Here is a 20,422-nt window from a genome sequence, read left to right as displayed (position 1 = left end):
CGATATTTCCACCCCGACATTCCAATCACCGGCCACGCCTCACCACTTGGCCTTGCCCCGGCTTATTGAGAAGTTACGGAATTAGCAGTTAAGTCATTGATTTTTATGGAATTGTAGTCCGGCGAATCCCGGTTCCTAACAGTAGGAAACCGGAATTAGCCGGACTACGTGCGCTTTTGCTGGACTGGAAATCCGGAATTAGCCGGAACGGCGTGAAATCCCGTGACGCTGAGCCAGAACCTGACGGTCCGGTTCACCGTCGCCTTTTGGTTGACGTAAGCAGTAGATGGGTCAAGAAATCGGGGAGCGGACGTCCCAATACGAGACACCACCATTTCCAGCCTGAGCCATGCGTTTCATCCCGATCCGAGACCTGCACCTCGCTATCCGAGCCCGCGACCGCGATGCCTGGCGGGCACGGGCGGAAGGGATATTTGACGTCGAAGGTCTCATTCTGGCATGCGTTCCGGATGCCGCCACTTGCGATCCAAGCGTTGTGGCCGACGCGATCCGGGAGTGGTTCGACGTCGCAAGAGCTATAGAAAGTCGGCACGGGGCTGCTAACTCTTTCTAGAGTAGGAAACCGAAATTGGCTGGACTACCGTGCACTATGGCTTCTCCGCATTGAGACCGAGCCCGCAGACCGTGGTCTTGCCCTGCCGCTGCCGCCCACCCGACTGGAGCCGCAACCCCTCATGCCTGGGGCGCGTCCTTCATCCGGCCAAGCCCGGCCATGGAGGCGCTTTGGGTGCCCGAGCCGGGATTCTGGCTGCTGCCAGAGCGGTACCCGGAATACGCCTTCCACTCGAAGGAACTCCTCCAGGAGGGGCTGCAGCGACCCGTCGATCCGAATGTGCCCTTTGTGGGCGGGCGTCGACCGATCGTTGTCGGTGGCATGAGCATGCGCTGCGGGCACAAGGACTTTGCGTTGGACGTCTTCCATCGCGCGCGCAAATCCGCCTCGCGCATCAGCGTGCGGACCCGATAACAGTTGCGCCTCTTCAATCCCCGGAGTGTGCGAATCTACGCAATGCCGCCAAATCCAGTATCTGAATCGACCCATACTCAGCAACCACTAACCCTGCCTCTTCCAGTTCGCGGATGGCCCGATTCGTGTTCTGCCTTGAAAGCCCGCAAAGCCTCCCAATTTCCTCCTGGGAGAAGCCCAACGTCTTGTCCGTGGCTGGATAGAGCTGCTGATTGAAAAGCTCTGCCAAACAGAATGCCACCCGCGCAGATGCTTCATGCAGCCGAAGGTTGTGCACCAGTCCAACGTAGTAGCCACATCGAGCGTTGAGTTGGTCGATCACGTATCTGCTGAACGAGTGGCTCTGCTCAAGGAGCCAAAGGAATGTCGACTTGGGTACGAATGCTAGGCGACTATCCCGGATCGCAACAACAGAATAGGGCCGTGGCTCGTCTTTCAGCACAACACCCTCACCGAACCACGAGCCGGCAGGAACGCCCGCAAATGTGATAACCCGCCCCTCTCTCGAGGCGGTATCGACCTTCACGATCCCTTCCATCACCGCAAGCCAGTGGTCGGCAGGATCCCCTCGATGGCACGCAACAGCACCAGCATCGTAGGATCGGTCAAAGCTATCACGCATAACTCGAGTCTTCTGCTCAGAGGTCAGATTCGAGCACCAGGGCGCCTGCAAAAGAAACGCCTCCAGACTTAGATGGCCAGGCTTGCAAAAACCATCATTGCGATTCTGCAAGGTGGAGTCGACCAAGCTGCTGGATTTCGAGAGGACGACGGGCGAAACTCGCATCGGTTCCGCTCGCTTGGCTTGCATGCCATTCACGTGGTTCATCATTTGGAGCCAGTATTGCGCAGTTGCATGATCACCTGTTTGCGCTGAGCACCCGTCGCCGACTTGATACCGCTGGCATGTGGCAAGCGCTGTGCAGAAGTCCAGTCTTCCAGATCCTTGGCAGACCTCCGACCTGGGAAGCTGTCGGGATCGAGTGGGATTCGACGTTCCGTTAAGTGAAATCTGGATTCGCTTTAGACTATGGCCCGAAAGGGATACTGTCAAGCGAAGCACGGCTAGGTGTTTGTACGGAGAGCGCTATAATGGCCACCATAAAGGTGAGCGGTGTACTGCACAATTGCTCGTCGAAAAGCAGGCATAACTGAAATGGAAATTCCACATAGCCCTCCGCGCATTCGGATTCGCCGGCGGGGTGCCGACAAACATCCGTTGATCCTCCAAGCCGCACGAGATTTGGTGGCGGAATCTGGGTTCCGAGAAGCCCAGATGTCGTTGATTGCCGAGGCTGCAGGCATCGCGATCGGCACGTTGTACCGCTACTTTCCGTCCAAGACCGAGTTGTTGGTCGAACTCGTGAAAACGACGGCGCAACGGGAAGTCGACGTCGTAGCTGGTATCGCCATGCGTGATGGGACCGCACTAGAACGTCTTGGTGCGGCTGCATGGACGTTCGCGAGTCGCGCCTTGCGAGGCCGACGCTTAGCCTACGCCCTAGTCGCTGAACCTGTTGAGCCAGATGTCGAGGCTGCCCGGCTCACTTATCACCGAGCACTGGCCAGGGTATTCAAGACGATCATTGAGCAGGGTATGGCGAATGGCGAGTTCCCTGCACAGGATGCGGCCGCATCGGCAGACTGCATAGTCGGCTGCCTTTTCGAAGGCCTGGTGGCACCGCTCACCAACAACGCTACAGCCGATGCTGTCCAGGCAGCCGCCCACGGCTCGGCCATCATCACCTTTTGTCTGCGAGGGGTTTCAGGCTTACAGGCGCCCGCCTATAGGATTCCGACTGTGTAGTCGCTTCCTTCAGGAATCGACCGTCTCTACCGGCTAGCGGAGGACGATCTCAACCCCCGACCTCGCCTTTCCCCAAGGATTTCTGTCGCGCCGACTACCTCTACAAGCCTCTTGCGCTTAGCGGATGTGCTGCCGGCCTCGTGTTTTCGGCCGGCAGCACAAGAGGACTGAAGTTGTGAAGTGACTTGATCCGCCTGTGACAATATTGTCACAGGCAGTGGATCAATTGGAGCACGTATAGCTTGATGCGGCGTTCGCGTCCCCGCTGACGTACTTTGGCCACTTGGGGTACTCGCACAGAGGCCGAGTGCGTCCCGCAGTGGGCGGGTTCAAGTCGGTAACGACGAGATTTTGCGGAGCCGTGCCTTTCGTGACCCAGTTGTCCAAAGCAGTCAGCCCATCATATGCCGCCTCAAACTGCCCGCCCGTGCCATGTGCGGCACCGGGAACCAGATAGAACTTGAGGAATGACGACAACGCATTCTGCCCATAGTTCGCCAGCAATCGGTTGTAGTAGTCAATCGACATTTGAGCCGGAATGAACTGGTCGGATTGCCCGTGCTGAAGGATCACCTTCCCACCTCGGTTCTTGAAGTTGTCCAGGTTGACAGTCGTGGAGTCCATCATTTGACTCACCGTCTGTGTCCTAGCGGTGAGCAACCCTGGATCCGTGAAGTTGAAGGACATCAAATCGAGCGAGGGATCCCTTGCAATAGCGTATCGCACGAGGCTATTCGGGAAGGCATAGAAGAACGACCATTGTGCAGTTGCATTTGTCCCAGGGTCCAGTACGGCGTCTGCTGGAGAGTCCCCCAGCGGTAACAAGAAGCCACTCCAGAAATCGGTGCCTGCGAGGATGTTGTAACCCGGAATGCTGTGAATACCGTTTGCGAAATCAAAGTTCGTCTTCAGCGGCGTGGCCATGGTATTGACAGTGCTGATCTGAGCGTCAGACAGGCAAGTGTCGCCCGTGTCGGCGCCCCCCGGGCATCGCACAGTCGCCGGATCGAACGTACAAAGACTCGGATTGCTGATCAGGCCGTCTGTCGCGCCGTCCAAACTGTCACAGGCCGACATCACAGCCTTCTTGAGCATAGCGGCCTTGTTTGCGTTGATGAAGCCGCCTGGGGCAAGTGACGCCTGAGAGATGCGCCCCATTTGGAAGGCCAGCCCCATGATCCCGGACGCGGGATACGTCGAAATGATGCCATCGTAGTCTGAGGCGTACTTCTGCGCAGCGATAAGCGCCTGGCGACCGCCGCCAGAGCCACCAATGTAGTAGCTATGCGCGAACGTCGCCCCGTAGCGCTGCTTGGTTAAAAACAGAGCGACATCATGCGTTTTCTTGATGTGGTCGCCGGCATAGTTCGCCAACGCCTCATCGTTCTGAGCGAACCGGCCATCCCCAAAGCTTCCTTCATGCCCGCTATCGCTGCCAAGCGTCACATATCCGCGCGCCAGCGGAGTCAGAACCCCCTTCGGTTCGCCATAGGATGTGAGGCCGGTTTTTGTGAAGCCTGTTGTGGCCGGGACAGACCCGTCAAGCCCACCACCACCGAAGTGAACAGATTTCCCGTTCCAAGTGGACGGCAAATCAACTTCGAACTTGATGTCCGGCGCGGCCGGGTCCACGGGATGAATCCCCCCCAAGACCTTGCAGAACTCGCCATTTGTATTGCCCGACGCCGTCGCAGCAATGAGCGTCGCCGACGCGATCGTGGCGCCAGTCGTTGGCAAACCAATCGCGGAGGCTGGTACGGCTGAACCTTGAAGCGCCGCGCACTGCTGCGCTGGCGTCAACTGGGGCGTGGCATCGGCTACGACAGAGTCGCTGCCTCCTCCACAACCAACGACGAGCAAGGCCGATAGCGTTGCCACAGTGGGTGCAAGCCATTGCGGCCTGACTTTGGTGAACTTCATGACGTTGTCTCCTAGCAGACGCCGGGACTTCTAGTTGTCCACGAGTCGCTTTCGTTCAAGTAAATAGTCCTGCGAGGTACGTCGTCACTGACGAGCATGGCGGCGAAGCACCTCGATGACGACCATACCGATCGGGCCTGCTCAGGATTGTCTTGCGCAAGACGATTGGAAATTTCGAGCCGTATTCAGTCGAAGATGTTGGTAGCCCTGCCATATTCAGGTTGGGCCACATCCTTGATGTACAGAAAACCTTGTTCAAGCTGGCAGTCGTTTTCGTTCTGGAATGCCGCCCGCTCTGTGGTCTCGACACCTTAAGCATTTACCCGCTGTCAGCGGTGCTTGAACGTTGGTTGCCGTTTCGACAGGAAGGCGGACATCCCTTCCTTCTGGTCATCAAGTCCAAACGTGGAATGAAAGGCGCGGCGCTCGAAGAGCAGGCCCTCAGCCAAAGATGCCTCGTATGCCCGATTGATCGATTCCTTGATCATCATGACTACAGGTAGCGAGTAATTGGCAATCAGCTTGGCAGCTTCCAGCGTTTCGTCGAGTAGTCGATCGCAGGGATAGACCCGCGAGACAATGCCCCAACGCTCAGCCTCGGCCGCATCAACCATGCGCGAGGTCAGACACAGGTCCATTGCCTTGGCTTTGCCGACAAGCCGTGGCAGGCGTTGCGTTCCGCCAGCACCAGGCATCGTTCCAATCTTGATTTAGGGCTGTCCTAACCGTGCCGTATCCGAGGCAAAGATCAGATCGCACATCATCGCCAGTTCGCATCCGCCACCCAACGCGTAACCCGACACCGCGGCCAAAACTGGTTTTCTCGCCTCCCGAACCTTCTCCCAATTTCTCGAGATGAAGTTGCCTTTGTAGACCTTCTGGAAATCGAAATCCTTCATGTGCGCAACATCCGCACCCGCTGCAAACGCGCGCTCATTGCCGGTCAGGACGATGCATCCGATGTTGTCGTCCCGCTCGTACGCATCAACAGCAGCACCAATTCCGTCCATGACATCGTCATTGAGCGCATTCAGCGCTTCCGGGCGGTTGATCTGAATGAAACCGACCCGGTCGATTGTCTTTCGCAAAACCACTTCACTCACATTTGGCTCCGACCAACAACTTCACGACGCCACCTGCCTCGCGTCGAATGCGAGGCAGATGGCCTTTCCTTACAACAGCTCGACCGCAACCGCCGTTGCCTCACCGCCGCCGATGCAAAGGCTTGCCACGCCACGCTTCTTTTCCGCCTTCCTGAGGGCGCCAAGAAGTGTCACAAGGATCCGTGCGCCAGACGCACCGATGGGATGCCCAAGAGCGCACGCTCCACCATGAACGTTGACGGTCTCAGGGTCCAAGCGCAGGTCATGAATCGCCGCCATCGTGACTACAGCGAACGCCTCGTTGATTTCCCACAAACCGACATCTGCGGTCGACCAGCCGGTCTGACCAAGCAGCTTTTGGATGGCCCCTACCGGAGCGGTGGTGAACTCCGCCGGTGCTTGTGCATGTGTTGCGTGGCCAACGATTCGGGCGAGTGGCTGCACACCCAGCTTCCTGGCAGTCGATTCCCGCGCCAGCACCAACGCAGCAGCGCCGTCCGAAATCGAGCTTGAGTTCGCCGGCGTCACCGTCCCCCCTTTTTTGAAGGCTGGCTTCAACGAGGGAATCTTCTCAAGGTTGACCTTTGGCGGCTGCTCATCGCTCTGCAGCGTGACCTCGCCCGTCCGACCTTGGACCATGACCGGCGTTGTTTCCTATGCGAAATCACCGCGTTCGATCGCCGCCTTCGCACGCTGGGTCGAGAGAATGGCCCATTCGTCCTGGGCTTCGCGCGAGAAGCCATAGCGCTCGGCACAGTCCTCGGCGAACGTACCCATCAGCCGGCCGCGTGTGTCGTTTCGATAGTGGTCTTCCAGTCCATCGAAGAACATGTGGTCCAGCAACTGCCCGTGGCCGAGCCGATACCCTTTGCGCGCTTTGGGCAGCAGATAGGGGGCGTTCGTCATCGACTCCATGCCCCCAGCAACCATCACGTCGTTGGTACCAGCGGCGATCGAATCATGCGCCAGCATCACGGCTTTCATGCCGGATCCGCACACCTTGCTGATCGTCGTACACGTCACCGATTCAGCAAGGCCCGCGTTCAGGCAGGCTTGACGCGTAGGAGCCTGACCAACGCCGGCGGGGAGAACGCAACCCATCAGCAGTTCCTGGATCGCGCCAGCATCGATACGCGCGCGCTCAACAGCTGCGCGAATAGCGAACCCGCCCAGTTCCGGGGCTGTCAGGCTTGCGAGATCTCCTTGGAAGCCACCGATCGGCGTGCGTGCGGCGGACAGAATGACGACTGGATCGTTTGTACTCATGTTCGGTCTCCGTTCTGGTGATTTACTTTGCCGCCATCCGGATGGCGCCATCGAGCCGGATGACCTCGCCATTCAAGTAGCCATTGCCAAGCACGTGCTCGACCAGACCGGCGAACTCCGTCGCCTTACCCAAGCGCGAAGGAAACGGAACGGACCGACCCAGCGCCTCTTGCACATCGGCTGGCATCTTGAGCAGCATCGGGGTTTCCATGATCCCTGGAGCAATCGTCACGACCCGAATTCCGGACCTGGCCAACTCCCGCGCGAGCGGCAAGGTCATCGCAACCACACCGCCCTTCGAGGCGGCGTAGGCGGCCTGCCCAATCTGGCCGTCGAACGCAGCAACCGACGCAGTGTTGATGATCACACCGCGCTCGCCATCGTCGTCGGGTGGCTCCTGTTGCATGATTTCGGCGGCCAGCCGAACCATATTGAACGTGCCGCTCAGGTTGATGTTGAGGGTGCGCAAGAAGGAACTCATTGCGTGCGGCCCCTGCTTGCCTACTACCTTCTCCGCGGGCGCGATACCGGCGCAGTTCACCAGGCCGCGCAATGTTCCCAGCGCGGTTGCTGCTTAGAATACGTCTTTTGCTCCCTCTTCGCTCGTCACGTCGGCACAGACAGACGCGCAGCGGAGTTCCTCAGCCATCGCTTCGGCGGCCTCCAGATCGAGGTCGACGATCACCACCTTGCCCCCTTGCTCAGAGAGCAATCGGGCAGTTGCGGCTCCCAGTCCAGAGCCGCCGCCGGTTACGACGAATACGTTGTTACTGATCTGCATCGGATGATTTCCTGAGGGTGATGGGTCAACTGCTTGCCGACGAAGGGATGTCGGCGTGTGAGGGAAGCGCTTCCGCGCCATGTGTGTTGGCCGCGCTGCGGCGATGGTCGATCATCATGACCGCGACGGTGCCCAATACGCCGGCAAGGCCGATCGCCAAGAAGTTCTGCTCCAGAGGCAGTCGCATCGCCACCAGCATGCCGATCAGCACGGGTGCGGCGATCGCTCCGAGGCGGCCGATACCGGAGGCAAAGCCCACACCGGTCGAGCGAATCGAAGCGGGGTAAAACTCACCGGCGTATGCGTACGCCAGGAGCTGTGTTCCAAGGGTGGAGGCACCGACGACGAACACGACAAGGAAGAGCAGCTCAGTCGATTTCGTGTAACCCATCAACGCCAGCGACACTGCACCGGTCGCGTAGAAGGCCACCAGTACATATTTGATGTTGTACTTGTCGCCCAGCCAACCACCACCCACAGCACCGACCACGGCACCAATGTTGAAAACCAACACAAAGGTAAGTGCGGACCCAAGGCTATAGCCCGACATGGCCATCAACTTTGTGAGCCACGAACTCAACGAGTACACCATGAACAGCCCCATGAAGAAGGCGACCCAGATCATGACTGTGCTGAATCCACGTCCGTCCTGAAACAGCTTGGCCACCGGGGCTTTGGTCACCATCGCCTCTTGGGGCATGACGAACCGGTCTTGGCTACTGACTTGAACCTCCGGCGCGATCTTCCTGATCAGTTGTACGAGCTTCTCGGCACGGTTTCGCTGCACCAGAAACGCCAGCGAATCAGGCATGGTCAGCAAGACGAAGGGAATGATCAGGATGGGCGTGCCGGCGATGAAGAACACGGACTGCCAGCCATAGGCTTCAATCAGTTGCTTGCCGGTGAGCGCCACAAGGATGCCGCCGATCGAGTACCCAGCGAACACCAGGGTGACGAGACGGGCTCGGATCTTGCGCGGAGCATATTCACCCATCTGAGCAGTCACGATGGGAAGCACGCCGCCAATCCCGAGACCTGCGAAGAACCGGGTAATGCTGAAGCTCAACGGATCGTGCGTCAGTCCGGCCGCGGCTGTGAAGAAACTGAACAGCGCGATGCATACGCAAATCGACACAGGCCGGCCGATCTTGTCGGCCAGCGTGCCGAGGTAAATCGCCCCAAACATCATGCCGAACAGGGCCGAGCTCGCCATGAATCCGGCCTTTGCTGCATCCACCCCCATCTGTTTCATGATGGACGGTAATGCCGCGCCCACAACGGCCAAGTCGTATCCGTCGAGCACGAGAATCAGGACACACCAGAACAGGATCAAGCCATGGAAGCGCGAGAATCTCGCGTTCTGTGTGATCCTTTGAACATCAACTTCGTTACTCATGGTCTCCTCCATTTGAGAATGGATATCGTTGGTGGTGCTATTGGTCCATCTGCGGGTAAAGCTAGGTGGCGTGATAAACCGTAAAGGTGGAAGAAGGCGCCCTTTCAGAGACGAGCGAGTTCTCAATGCGACTCTCGTCGGCGTAGCCCAGGCTCATGCCCACCAGCAACATTTCTTCTGGCGGCAAGCCAAGCTCTTGCTCGATGATCTTGTGGTACTTCATGAAGGCGGCCTGAGGGCAGGTGCTCAGACCGTAGGTACGCGCGACAACCATGATGTTCTGCAGGAACATCCCGTAGTCGAGGAGACTGCCGCGCTGCATCACGCGGTCGATCGTGAAGAACAGCCCAACAGGTGCATCGAAGAACTGGTAGTTCCTGCCGTGCTGCGCGTGCATCCTCTGCTTGTCACCCTTCTCGATGCCAAGAAGGCCATAGAGCTTCCATCCGATGTCACGACGCCTGTCGATATAGGGCGACACCCACTCTTCTGGGTAGTAGTCCCATTCATCGGCATGCGCATCCGCCAACTCGGGATCGTTGTCGACTTTGGCGATTGCGGCGCAGACCCGGTCTCGGGCGTCGCCCATGACCACGTGTACCTTCCAGGGTTGAATGTTCACTCCCGTCGCCGCATAGCGCGACACATCAAGAATTGCCTTGATGGTCTCGTGTGGGACAGGCTTCGGAAGATAGGCGCGAACGCTACGTCGCGTAGCAATTGCCCATTCCACAGCCGACCGGATCGATGAAAGTTCATCCGGTGGCGGTCCAGCTCGTTCCATCTACTACCTCGCTCAACTGTCATGCGGACCTCGCGTCCACTTAGAATTCAGATTAGCGAGCGTTTCTCATCCCCAATGTCTTGCAGCCGACAATCGTTTCCCTCTTTGAAGGTCGGAACTCGACGCATGGAAATGTCTCAGGGGTGACATTCACCCCGTTGGACCAACGCTAGATTGGGATGTGGCTTGAGGAACGGGGAACCCCTCAGGGCCGTGCATTCATAACCCGACGTGGAGACATCGCTATGACCGGAAACATTTATCAGAGCGGGCTTGGCCGTACCCCTGCAAATCACCTCCCGCTGACACCGCTCCACTTCCTTGATCGGTGCGCCGACCAATATCCCGATCACATCGCGATCATTCACGGCTCGATGCGGCAAACGTGGAAGCAAACACGAGAACGCTGCCTGCGCCTGGCGAGCGCGCTCGTCAAGCGGGGCATCAAGCGTGGAGATACGGTTTCGATTCTCGCGCCCAACACTCCCGCCATGGTCGAGGCACATCACGGCATCCCGTTGTCGGGCGCAGTGCTCAATGCGATCAACTGCCGGCTGGATGCCGAAGGCGTCCGCTTTATCCTGCGCCACGGCGAATGCAAGGTTCTCTTTGTCGACAGGGAGTTCTCTTCGCTCGCTGCAAAAGCGCTCGAACAGATTGAGAACAAGCCACTGGTCATCGACATCGCTGACATCGAAGCACCCACCGGCGATCTGATCGGCGAGATGGAGTACGAAACCTTCCTCGCTGAAGGTGACGCTGACTTTCCGGGCGTATGGCCGGAGGAGGAATGGGACGCGATCGCCTTGAACTACACATCCGGCACCACATCGGACCCGAAGGGCGTCGTACCAAGCCATCGGGGCGCCTACCTGATGAGCATGCTCCAACTCACGGATTGGGGCATGCCCCGTCGGCCGGTGTATCTGTGGACGCTTCCCCTGTTCCACGCAAATGGCTGGTGCTTCGCGTGGGCGATCACCGCCGCTGCCGGCACGCACGTCTGCCTGCGAAAGGTGACCGCGGCGAATATCTTTGGCGCCATCAAGCAGCATGACGTGGATCACTTCTGCGCAGCACCGATCGTATTGGCATCGCTCGCCAACTCTTCTGATGCTGAGCGTTGTCAACTGCAGCGTACTGTCCGAGTTAGAACGGCCGGCTCACCGCCGCCTGCAGCAGTGCTGAAGTCAGTGATCGAGATGGGGTTCGAAGTTGAACACGTCTACGGCATTACGGAAGCATCCGGCACCCCGGTGAGCAGCTTCATCAACCCGGCATGGAGCGATAAGCCGATGGATGAGAAAGCGCGCCTCATGGCTCGCCAGGGCAATCGGGCCTCCGGCTTGGAAGACCTTCGTGTTGCTGACCCAGTCACTTGCGAGCCTGTGCCCCGGGATGGCAAAACTCAAGGTGAGCTCTTGCTCCGCGGCAACATCGTGATGAAGGGCTACCTCAAGAATCCCGAGGCCACTGCCAGCGCATTCAATGGGGGCTGGTTCCACACAGGCGACGTCGCTGTGATGCATCCGGACGGCTATATCCAGATTACGGACCGCTCGAAGGACGTCATCATCTCTGGTGGTGAGAACATTTCTTCGGTGGAAGTCGAAGACGTTCTCCATCGGCATCCGGCTGTCCTGATCGCTGCTGTAGTCGCTCAACCAGACGCGAAGTGGGGAGAGTCACCTTGCGCGTTCATTGAGCTGAAGCCCGGCGTCGCTGCCCCAGACCAAGCTGACATCATCCGCTTCTGTCGTGAGCACCTGGCCCACTACAAGTGCCCGGTGAGGGTCATTTACGGGGTACTTCCAAAGACGGGAACGGGCAAGATTCAGAAATTCAGATTGCGGGAACTGGCGGGAAGCCGCGAAGCCATTACGGACCTTTCGAACGTTTAGGTCCTTGGCAGAATCTCCATCCCGAGCCGGCGGCTCGTCGTGGAATCCACCACGCAAAGCGACGCGGGCAGGCCAGCTGTGGCGAGATGGAGCTCCCCAGCCGCATAGGGCAAGCTTGGTCACCCGAGTCGGGCATGTGGGGAAACCATATTTCGGACCCATATCCAAACTGAGGGCGGCTATCTTCGCCACCTTGCAGTCGCCGGCAGCCGCCGCCGAGGTCGTCGTGAGGTTCTGTCGCCGTCGAATCGATCGGACGTTGAAAAAGATCAACCTTTCCGGCCCCAAAAGTGTCGGCGAGCTAATTGCGGAGTACAGCGCTCAGACCGCAAGCCTGGATGTCGCAGGCCTCGCCGCGGGAGCAACTCAAAAGATTCAGGACGCATTGGCATGTGGGGACTTGCGTAGCCTACTGACCATCTATGACAACAAGGGGTTGCTTGCCCTTGCAGCTCAACACCTGAAGCAAGCGAGATTGGCTACCTTTGAGGCATGGCTGACAAGGATCCTGAGAGATGAAGCAAGGGCACCTGAATTGGCCGCAGCGCTGAAGGCAGTCCTGCCGGCAGTGCAAGCCACCAACGACCGTTAGACTTTGGGAACGGTCGTCCCATCCGCCGGACGCGAATGACGGCAACGGGTCGTGTACCGCCCTTCCCCCGCGACTGCAATGCGAAGTCGCGCCACACGTCTTTCCGCCTCAGTTCAGACTCCAGTCATCAGCTCAGCGCGACGCGCGCAGACACACCTCAAGCCAAACGTGCCGCTGGGTCGAGAACGTATTGCAGAGAATCTCAAGTTGACACCTCGATGCCGCGCCCCGTCGACTCCGGCCCGCCGAATTGCGCAATCTCACGAACAAGCTGCATGACAGTGCGGCACGCTAGCGTCAGTTCCCCATGGCGCGACATGGCCAACGCAATATGGCGCGTGATCTGTGGATTGATGATCTTCGATGCCTGCAAGCGGCATTCTCGGCCGGCGTTCGAGATCGCATACGGCCCCAATAGCGCGTACATGCCCCCGTCGGCGACGATATGGGTCTGCAGGCTTAGCGAATCGGCCTCCATCGCTACATTGAGCGCAACCCCATGCTCCAGCGCCAATTGATCCAGCCGGTCGCGCCAGCTATTGGGCCGGCAGAACATCACCAGGGGAAGATTGTGCAGCGCAGAAAACTGTACTGTGGGGTTGGCGGTCACGCGGTCTCCCTCTACCCCCACCAGGTAAGTCGCCGTTTCGATCAGGTACACGTCACCGTGCTTGGGCACCGGACTTTGGCGGAACAGGATGGCCAAATCGACGTGTCCAGCTTCCAGCCAGTTCTCCAGTTGCGCGCCTTGCCCCTCGCGCACACTGAGTTGGACCAGGGGGTAGCGTTCCTTCAGGCGGTAATAAAGCGTGCTGACCAGTGGATGCGCCGTGGAAGGCAGGATTCCGAGGCGAACCGTGCCGATAGGCTTGCCTGAGGTTGAGTGGATGTCGTTGACAAGTTGGTCCGTGCCTGCAACCCACGCCCGGACCTTGGGCGCCACACGCTCGCCGAACTCGGTAAGCACCACCCCGCGACCCGTGCGCTGGAATAGACGCCCCCCGCACTCCTGCTCAAGCTCATTGAGTTGACGGCTGATGTGGGGCTGGCTCGTGCCATAGGACTGAGCCACCTTGCTCAGACTGCCCAAGTCGGCAGCCGCCAGGAACAGTTTCCATGCCGAGTAGTTCATCGCTTGCCTTGGCCTCCAAGATATACAGAATCAGTATATCTGAAATATCCAACATGACACTTCCAGCATGTCACGCCCACTCCTAGACTGCCTCACATGCCCGCCACCGTTATGGAGACACCAGCAGCGGCGGGCTCTCCGGGCAACGCATCCGGCACCCGGTGAACTCCATACTCATACAGGAAGTGACATGAAAGACATCGACCTCCGCGGCCTCAATCCTGCCCCGGTCACGCCCTTCACCCGCGACGGCGCGGTGGACTACGCCGCCTGCAAGAAGCTGGGCGCCTGGCTCGGCAGCATCGATGGCGTGAAGAGCCTGACCGTGCTCGGCCACGCAGGCGAAGGCACCTTTCTGACCCAGGCGGAGCAGATGAAGGTCATCGAAACCTTCGTCGAGGCAGTCAATGGCGCCATTCCCATCATCGCCGGCATCACGTTGGAAGGCACCGAGGTGGCCGCCGAGGAAGCCAAGCGCGCGGTCCAAGCGGGCGCGTCCGCTGGCCTGCTCTACCCCTCGCACGGCTGGCTGCGCTTTGGCTACCAGAAGGGCGCGCCTCAGGACAAGTACCGCCAAGTGTTTGAGACCAGTGGGCTGCCGCTGATCCTGTTCCAGTACCCCGATGCAACCAAGTGCACCTACGACCTGGAAACCCAGCTCGACATCGCGGCGCAGCCCGGCGTGTTCGCGATGAAGAACGGCGTGCGCAACATGCGCCGCTGGGACACCGAGATCCCCGTGATTCGTCGCGAGCGCCCTGATCTGCAGATTCTGAGCTGTCACGACGAATATCTGCTGCACACCATGTTTGACGTGGACGGTCTGCTGGTGGGCTACGGCAACATCGCACCGGAACTGCTGGTCGAGCTGATCAAGGCCGGCAAGGCACGGGACTACAAGGCCGCCCGCGCCATCCACGATCGCCTGCTGCCGGTCACGAAGAACGTCTACCACCGCGGCTCGCACATGGAAGGCACTGTGGCGCTGAAGCATGCGCTGGTTGCCCGCGGCATCCTGGAACACGCCACCGTGCGTTCTCCGCTGCTGCCGCTCGCCCCGGGTGCTGACGTTGAGATCGCAAACGCGATGCGCGCCGCCGGCATCGTAGGCTGAACGGTGGCAGGCGCAGCCAGCCGGCTGCGCCTGCCAGCCGGGTCAAGCCAGGCCAGTGGTTTTTCGCATTTTGCTGTAGCCAGCAGGCATGCACAACGGGAGGAATACGAGGCTTCACTGACCTGAGCTTCTGGGCTGCCCCCTGTCGCGGGCTTCCAGCGGCTCTTGGGGTACGAAAGGCCGCGGCGACGGTAGAAGCGGATGACACAAAGAAATGATGGCCGGTGCGCGCACACCCTGAGCCAGTCAACTTGGAGACAGCATGGACACCACTACGGTCGCACCCATGTACAACAGCGGCAGGAACGATGCGGCAAGCAGTGCGCCATTTGATCCGCGGCAGCGGGCAGCGCAACTTCTTTTTCGCATCGAGAACGTTCCCTTTAGCAGGTGGCACACCAAGGCCCGCATTGTCATGGGCAGTGCCACCCTGTTCGATGCATTCGACGCGCTTTCACTGGCGTTTGTCATGCCGGTCCTGGTTGGGCTCTGGCACCTGTCACCCGGCGAGATCGGGGTTCTGATCGCTGCCGGATACCTTGGGCAGGTCATTGGCGCACTATGCTTCGGTTGGCTGGCCGAGCGCCTGGGCCGGGTGCCGAGTGCCTCCGTGACCGTGGGCCTGATGTCGGTCATGAGTGTGGCGTGTGCCTTTGCTGGCAACTTCCACATGCTGTTCCTGTGCCGCTTCGTCCAGGGCATCGGCGTCGGCGGCGAGGTACCGGTTGCGGCAACCTATATCAATGAACTGTCGCAAGCCCATGGCCGTGGCCGCTTTTTCCTGCTCTACGAACTGATTTTCCCCATTGGCCTGATGCTGGCTGCTCAGGTAGGTGCCTTCCTGGTTCCGCGCTTTGGCTGGGAGTATATGTTCCTGATTGGGGGGATACCCGGCTTCGTCGTGGCACTGCTGATCATGCGGCTGCCGGAATCACCGCGATGGCTGATCGGCAAAGGCCGGTTCGACGACGCAGAGCGCGTGATCGGCGAAATCGAGGCTAGCACCCCAAAGCGAAACCTTGATCCTCAGCACAACGCGGCAGAGATGGCCCGGCGTATCTCAGAACTATACGAAGGCCTCCAATCGCAGAAAAAGGGCAACTGGAAGGAGCTGTTCTCGCCTTTCTATCGTGGCCGAACGGTAGTGGTATGGCTGCTGTGGGCGAGTTCCTATTTCGTTGCAAATGGCATCAACAACTGGTTGCCGAGCCTGTACAAGACGGTCTATCACCTGCCATTACAGGAGTCGCTGCACATGGCCTCGCTCTCCAACGTGCTCAGCACTTGCGCCGTTCTCGTCTGTGCACTGTCGGTGGATCGCGTGGGGCGTCGTCGCTGGGCCATGGGGTGTTTCGTGGTCAGCGGCTTACTGCTCGCCGTTTTGGGAGCGTTCGGCGCCGCCAGCCCCTGGTCGGTCATGCTGCTGGCTTCCTCAGCCTATGCCGTGATGGGCTCGGCGACGGTGCTGCTGTACCTATACACGCCGGAAATCTATCCCACGCGTATCCGCGCGATCGGAACCGGCCTGGCAACCTCGTGGCTACGAGCTGCCTCCGCCACCGCACCGGCCGTTGTCGGCATGGTGCTGACGGGACGGGGTATTGCCACCGTTTTCCTGATGTTTGCGGGCGCCTGCGTGGTCGGCCTTGTCGCGGCCAGCCGAATGACCGAAACCACCAACCGCCCGTTGGAAGAGATTTCCCCCTGACTGGCTGACTGGCTGACTGCCAACGCAGCGGCGTAGACCGCTGCCGTCAGACACTCCACGGCGATCTTCGGACTCTGTTTCCCTTGCAGCCGGGCACTCGAAACGTATCGAGAGCCCGGCGATGGGAGGAGACCGCTCGCCTGCCCTTCATAAATTTGTAACGACTCGCCATAACAAGGAGACACCCATGAGGAGTTGCGGGAAATGGTGCACGGGCCTTTTTTGCGCCGCACCGATGTTCGCTTCGGCACAGTCAGTGACGCTTTACGGCCTCGTCGACACTGGAGTCGAGTATGTGAACAATATTGGTGCCAGCAAGGACAGTGTCGTGCGGATGCCAAACCTGACTGCCACCGTGCCTTCGCGCTGGGGAATGCGCGGGACGGAGGACCTTGGGGGAGGCCTGAAATCCGTCTTCGTCCTGGAATCCGGCTTTGCCCCCGACTCCGGCTCGTCAAACCAGGGAGGACGCTTGTTCGGTCGCCAGGCCTTTGTCGGGCTGAGCAATCAGTGGGGACAACTCTCCTTCGGCCGTCAGTGGACGATGACCTTCTGGTCGACACTGGACTCGGACGTACTGGGTCCCAACATCTACGGCGCTAACTCGTTGGACAGTTATCGGCCCAATGCGCGTGCCGACAACGCCATCGCCTACAAGGGTACGTTCGGCGGATTGACTGTTGGTGCGACATACAGCCTTGGGCGCGACACCGTCAATGCTGGCCAGAATCCCGCGGGAACCAACTGCGCCGGAGAAAATCCCGCCGACAGCAAGGCCTGCCGGGAATGGTCAGTGATGCTGCGGTATGACGCAAGCTGGTGGGGCCTGGCAACTGCATACGATTCCTTGCGCGGGGGTGCCGGTGCTGCAGGCGGGCTGGTGAACAGCGGCCTCAAGGATGACCGCCTGCACTTTGGTGGCTACATGGTCCTGTCCAAGGCGAAGCTCGGCATCGGTGGTACCTTCCGGAACAATGAGGGCAGCACCACGCCCCATAGCCAGCTTTACTATGCGGGCCTGGCCTACGACATCACGCCCGCCCTCAATCTAGCGGGGCAGATCTACTACCTAGGGTTCAATCATAGTGCCAACAAGGCATGGCTAGCGGCCCTGCGCGGAACCTACGCCTTCTCCAAGCGGACCTCCGCCTATCTCACAACTGGCTTCATTGATAACCGAGGCCAACTGGCCATGTCCGTCAGTAGTGGCAGCGCCGTCGGAACCAGTGCGCCGGCACCGGGCGGCAACCAGTTTGGTGCGATGCTTGGCATCAAGCATGTCTTCTGAGTCGGCGCCATACCTGTTTATCGCAAGGGCTTAGGCGACCGCAGCAAAGGCAGAATCCATTCTCTGGACACTCGCCCAGTCTAGGCAGAGCTGCAAGTAAACAAGTCAATATCAGGAGAGACAATGAGAGGTATCTTGAGAGCGCTACTGGCCACAAGCTTTGGTCTTGTCGCCACGCTGGCTTTTAGCCAGACCTACCCCAACAAGCCCGTCAGAATCGTTGTGCCGTATCCCGCAGGTGGAACCGTGGATGCTGTCACGCGGGTTGTTGCGCAACGCCTAAGCGAAAATCTCGGCCAGCAATTTATTGTCGATAACCGGCCTGGAGCCAGCGGAACGCTGGGTAGCAAGCTGGTGGCGACCTCTGCGCCGGACGGATATACCTTGCTTGTGCAGGCATCGACCTTCGTGGCCACCCCGATGCTGATGAGCGCAACGACCTATGACATCGAAAAGGACTTCACGGCTATCACGCAACTGGGTAGCGTCCCAATGCTGGTGACGGCGCATCCTGGTGTTCCAGCAAAGGACCTCAAGGAGTTCATGGCCGCCATCCGCACGGCGCCCGGGAAGTACACCTTTGGAACCTCAGCAGTCGGCTCGGCTAGCCACCTTGCCGAAGAAGCGATCAAGCACGACGGAAAACTCCAGTTCGAGATCATTCCCTACAAGGGTACGGCTCCGGCGTTGACAGAAGTCATGGGCGGACACATCAATGCCATGGTGGATGCCTTGCCATCGACGCTACCTCATGTGAAGAGTGGAAAGCTGAAGCCGCTTGCCGTCACCAGTGCGAAGCGCATTGCCGTGTTGCCGGACGTTCCGACGGTCGCGGAGTCGGGATTGACCGGTTTCGAGATGGTTTCCTGGTATGGCTTGTGGGGGCCGGCGAGAATGCCCGCCGCACTGACGCAACGTATTCGGAATGAAGTCGCGAAGGCATTGGCTTCGGAGAAGGCGGTCAAGGTATTGGGCGATTATGGATTCAGCGCCACCGCGTCCCAGCCGGCGGACTTCACCGCATACATCAGGCAGGAGAAGGCCAGATTCAGCACCCTGATCAGGGAGGCAAATATCAAGCTCGACTGAGCGGCATTTGGAGGGCCACGATGAGCACATATACCGCACGCGACCGAGCCAGCGCGGTGGAACACATCCATGGTCGCGTTGCCGGCACGCTCGAGTTGGACTACGAGACCGCATGGCAGGATGCGATTGAACTTGAGCAACTCGGCCATCAATACGGTGTCGACGTCCAGTATCGGGCCGTCGAGCATGTCTCCGTGGCATCCCCTGAAGCATTGGTGCGCGGCCTGCGTATGGAGAAGGCCACATTCAGGCAGCGCTACCTCTACTGCAGGTTCGACATGGCCGCCCTGTCTGAGGATACGCTGCGCAATCTGGAGGATCTTGCTATTGAACACGGCGACTACCTCATGCCCGGGCACCTCTTTATGGAGGCAACGCTGACCTGGGTGTGAGCGGCCGGATTCACACGCGGGTCCCGGGCCGCCGGAGGAATCCCCCTTTGCGCAGGATCGGTGACTGCAATACCACGGTCATTGGACATTGAGCTCGCGTTCGCGGATGACCGAGATGGGTCGGGAAGGTCCAATCGGCTCGCAACTGGCGGAGGTCGCTTGCCAGCCAGCACCGGTCGGTCGTCAAGCCCGTCAATTTTGGGCTCTGGCCCTCGCACCATTACTTCACTTCTCGTCGGGGCTCTTGTATGGCTGACGTTTCCCAAACACTTGCGCGACCAACGGCACTGTGGTGATGACCCCTACAGCGAGCAGCGTCCAGCCGATGGCGCGGCGTTGTTCCGGATTCATTCGTTCGCTGAGCAACAGTGCGAAGCCCGCAGCGCCTGCCGCCCGTGTTCCGGCAATCAATCCAATTTCTGGAATGGTCAGTGATACCTGTTTCATCTGTGCCTCCTGGCGGGTTGGACAGATTCGAAGTAGTTTGCGGCGCGTGCGGCAGGCGGTCTGTGCGCAAGCCGACACTGCTGACGGTTAAAAGTCAACGAAGACATGCTGGCGGCTGCACACCTCGGCGGTCGCCTTCAGTCGGAAGCCGAGGGGACCCTTCCACCCAGCAACCGCGTCCCCCGGATCCGGACTAGGGAATCCATCAAGGAGTTAGCGCCATGGTCGACTGCTCTCTGCAACACCCCACCAATCATTAGGTCCAGAAGAATTCGGGCAGCAGCGGGGCGACCCAGCGGGCGCCAAAAGCGAGCGGCGCGGCGAGCTTGACAAGACCACGCGGTCGGCTTGAGGTCTCACGGGCGAAATCCTCGGCCTCCTCGGCGTCGGCGTAGATTTTCGCCGCTCGTTCAGCGAGCGTGTGGCTATAGTCTGTGAGTGCAAGTCGTCGGGAGGTACGGTTGAACAGTCGGCCTCCCAGCCGCTCTTCAAGGCGGGTAACGGCCCGAGAGACCGTAGCGACCGAAACACCCAAGGCCGTGGCCGCCGCAGCGAACGAACCTTCCTCGGCGACCTTCGCGAACATCGCGAGCCCTTCGAAATCCGGCAGCTTTGACATCGACAATCCTGCAACGATGGATTTCATTCATTTCTATTTCGAAAAATAGCATGCCGCCGTAGATTTGTCTCATCCCACTCAGGAGAGATAGATCA

15 protein-coding genes and 4 pseudogenes are annotated in these 20,422 nt (G+C 59.4%); 9 read left to right on the top strand and 10 right to left on the bottom strand.

What is annotated here, in order from left to right; all coding sequences use genetic code 11:
- The first annotated feature begins 733 nt into the window (after positions 1-733).
- Positions 734-988, top strand: a complete 255-nt coding sequence (locus tag ACGLHR_RS43365; protein WP_045239504.1) for a hypothetical protein — start codon at positions 734-736, stop codon at positions 986-988.
- Positions 989-1,001: 13 nt separating this feature from the next.
- Here the strand turns inward: ACGLHR_RS43365 and ACGLHR_RS43360 are convergent, their stop codons facing one another.
- Positions 1,002-1,799 (bottom strand): Crp/Fnr family transcriptional regulator, encoded by a 798-nt coding sequence (locus tag ACGLHR_RS43360; RefSeq protein WP_400102050.1) that lies wholly within the window; start codon positions 1,797-1,799, stop codon positions 1,002-1,004.
- A 345-nt stretch (positions 1,800-2,144) separates the two neighbouring features.
- Between ACGLHR_RS43360 and ACGLHR_RS43355 the strand changes: the two genes are divergently transcribed.
- Positions 2,145-2,795 (top strand): TetR/AcrR family transcriptional regulator, encoded by a 651-nt coding sequence (locus ACGLHR_RS43355; protein WP_400102049.1) that lies wholly within the window; start codon positions 2,145-2,147, stop codon positions 2,793-2,795.
- A 222-nt stretch (positions 2,796-3,017) separates the two neighbouring features.
- Here the strand turns inward: ACGLHR_RS43355 and ACGLHR_RS43350 are convergent, their stop codons facing one another.
- From ACGLHR_RS43350 to ACGLHR_RS43325, 6 genes and pseudogenes are all read right to left on the bottom strand, one after another.
- The gene (locus ACGLHR_RS43350) at positions 3,018-4,715 is read right to left on the bottom strand and encodes a tannase/feruloyl esterase family alpha/beta hydrolase (RefSeq protein ID WP_400102048.1); all 1,698 of its coding nucleotides are present in this window, start codon (positions 4,713-4,715) and stop codon (positions 3,018-3,020) included.
- A gap of 329 nt (positions 4,716-5,044) precedes the next feature.
- Positions 5,045-5,818: pseudogene (locus ACGLHR_RS43345) on the bottom strand (enoyl-CoA hydratase).
- A 69-nt stretch (positions 5,819-5,887) separates the two neighbouring features.
- Positions 5,888-7,084, bottom strand: a pseudogene (locus ACGLHR_RS43340) (acetyl-CoA C-acyltransferase).
- Between the two features lie 22 nt (positions 7,085-7,106).
- Positions 7,107-7,865 (bottom strand): annotated as a pseudogene (locus ACGLHR_RS43335) (SDR family NAD(P)-dependent oxidoreductase).
- A gap of 25 nt (positions 7,866-7,890) precedes the next feature.
- A complete protein-coding gene (locus tag ACGLHR_RS43330) occupies positions 7,891-9,261 on the bottom strand; it encodes an MFS transporter (protein WP_400102047.1) in 1,371 nt (456 codons plus the stop codon).
- 61 nt (positions 9,262-9,322) lie between these two features.
- On the bottom strand, positions 9,323-10,045 hold the full coding sequence (locus tag ACGLHR_RS43325; RefSeq protein WP_400102046.1) for a nitroreductase: 723 nt from the start codon (positions 10,043-10,045) through the stop codon (positions 9,323-9,325).
- 245 nt (positions 10,046-10,290) lie between these two features.
- On the opposite strand from ACGLHR_RS43325, the gene ACGLHR_RS43320 reads away from it, so the two are divergent.
- Positions 10,291-11,946 (top strand): acyl-CoA synthetase, encoded by a 1,656-nt coding sequence (locus tag ACGLHR_RS43320; RefSeq protein ID WP_400102045.1) that lies wholly within the window; start codon positions 10,291-10,293, stop codon positions 11,944-11,946.
- A gap of 259 nt (positions 11,947-12,205) precedes the next feature.
- The gene (locus tag ACGLHR_RS43315) at positions 12,206-12,538 is read left to right on the top strand and encodes a hypothetical protein (protein WP_156177179.1); all 333 of its coding nucleotides are present in this window, start codon (positions 12,206-12,208) and stop codon (positions 12,536-12,538) included.
- 202 nt (positions 12,539-12,740) lie between these two features.
- On the opposite strand, the gene ACGLHR_RS43310 is transcribed toward ACGLHR_RS43315, so the two are convergent.
- Positions 12,741-13,670: a LysR family transcriptional regulator gene (locus ACGLHR_RS43310; RefSeq protein ID WP_400102044.1), complete on the bottom strand. Its 930-nt coding sequence runs from the start codon at positions 13,668-13,670 to the stop codon at positions 12,741-12,743.
- A 190-nt stretch (positions 13,671-13,860) separates the two neighbouring features.
- Between ACGLHR_RS43310 and ACGLHR_RS43305 the strand changes: the two genes are divergently transcribed.
- The 5 genes from ACGLHR_RS43305 to ACGLHR_RS43285 all read left to right on the top strand — a co-directional run bounded on the left by ACGLHR_RS43305 (position 13,861) and on the right by ACGLHR_RS43285 (position 19,261).
- A complete protein-coding gene (locus ACGLHR_RS43305; protein WP_400102043.1) occupies positions 13,861-14,784 on the top strand; it encodes a dihydrodipicolinate synthase family protein in 924 nt (307 codons plus the stop codon).
- Between the two features lie 286 nt (positions 14,785-15,070).
- Positions 15,071-16,492 carry an MFS transporter gene (locus ACGLHR_RS43300; RefSeq protein ID WP_400102051.1) on the top strand — a complete coding sequence of 474 codons (1,422 nt, stop codon included), beginning with the start codon at positions 15,071-15,073 and terminating at the stop codon, positions 16,490-16,492.
- A gap of 187 nt (positions 16,493-16,679) precedes the next feature.
- Complete coding sequence (locus ACGLHR_RS43295) at positions 16,680-17,780, top strand: porin (RefSeq protein ID WP_400102042.1); 1,101 nt, start codon at positions 16,680-16,682, stop codon at positions 17,778-17,780.
- A 135-nt stretch (positions 17,781-17,915) separates the two neighbouring features.
- Positions 17,916-18,869: a Bug family tripartite tricarboxylate transporter substrate binding protein gene (locus ACGLHR_RS43290; protein WP_400102041.1), complete on the top strand. Its 954-nt coding sequence runs from the start codon at positions 17,916-17,918 to the stop codon at positions 18,867-18,869.
- 20 nt (positions 18,870-18,889) lie between these two features.
- A complete protein-coding gene (locus tag ACGLHR_RS43285; RefSeq protein ID WP_400102040.1) occupies positions 18,890-19,261 on the top strand; it encodes a PHA-granule associated protein 4 in 372 nt (123 codons plus the stop codon).
- A gap of 225 nt (positions 19,262-19,486) precedes the next feature.
- On the opposite strand, the gene ACGLHR_RS43280 is transcribed toward ACGLHR_RS43285, so the two are convergent.
- Entirely contained in the window at positions 19,487-19,708 is a 222-nt protein-coding gene (locus ACGLHR_RS43280) for a hypothetical protein (RefSeq protein WP_400102039.1), read from the bottom strand.
- 265 nt (positions 19,709-19,973) lie between these two features.
- Positions 19,974-20,327: pseudogene (locus ACGLHR_RS43275) on the bottom strand (LysR family transcriptional regulator); the annotation flags it as partial.
- Between the last annotated feature and the right edge of the window lie 95 nt (positions 20,328-20,422).

Origin of the sequence: Cupriavidus sp. CuC1 (assembly GCF_044627735.1) — a bacterium.
In the GTDB taxonomy this organism is placed as follows: domain Bacteria; phylum Pseudomonadota; class Gammaproteobacteria; order Burkholderiales; family Burkholderiaceae; genus Cupriavidus; species Cupriavidus ulmosensis.
Note: the sequence above shows the minus strand (reverse complement) of the source record. Positions and strands in the feature narration are given on the sequence as shown.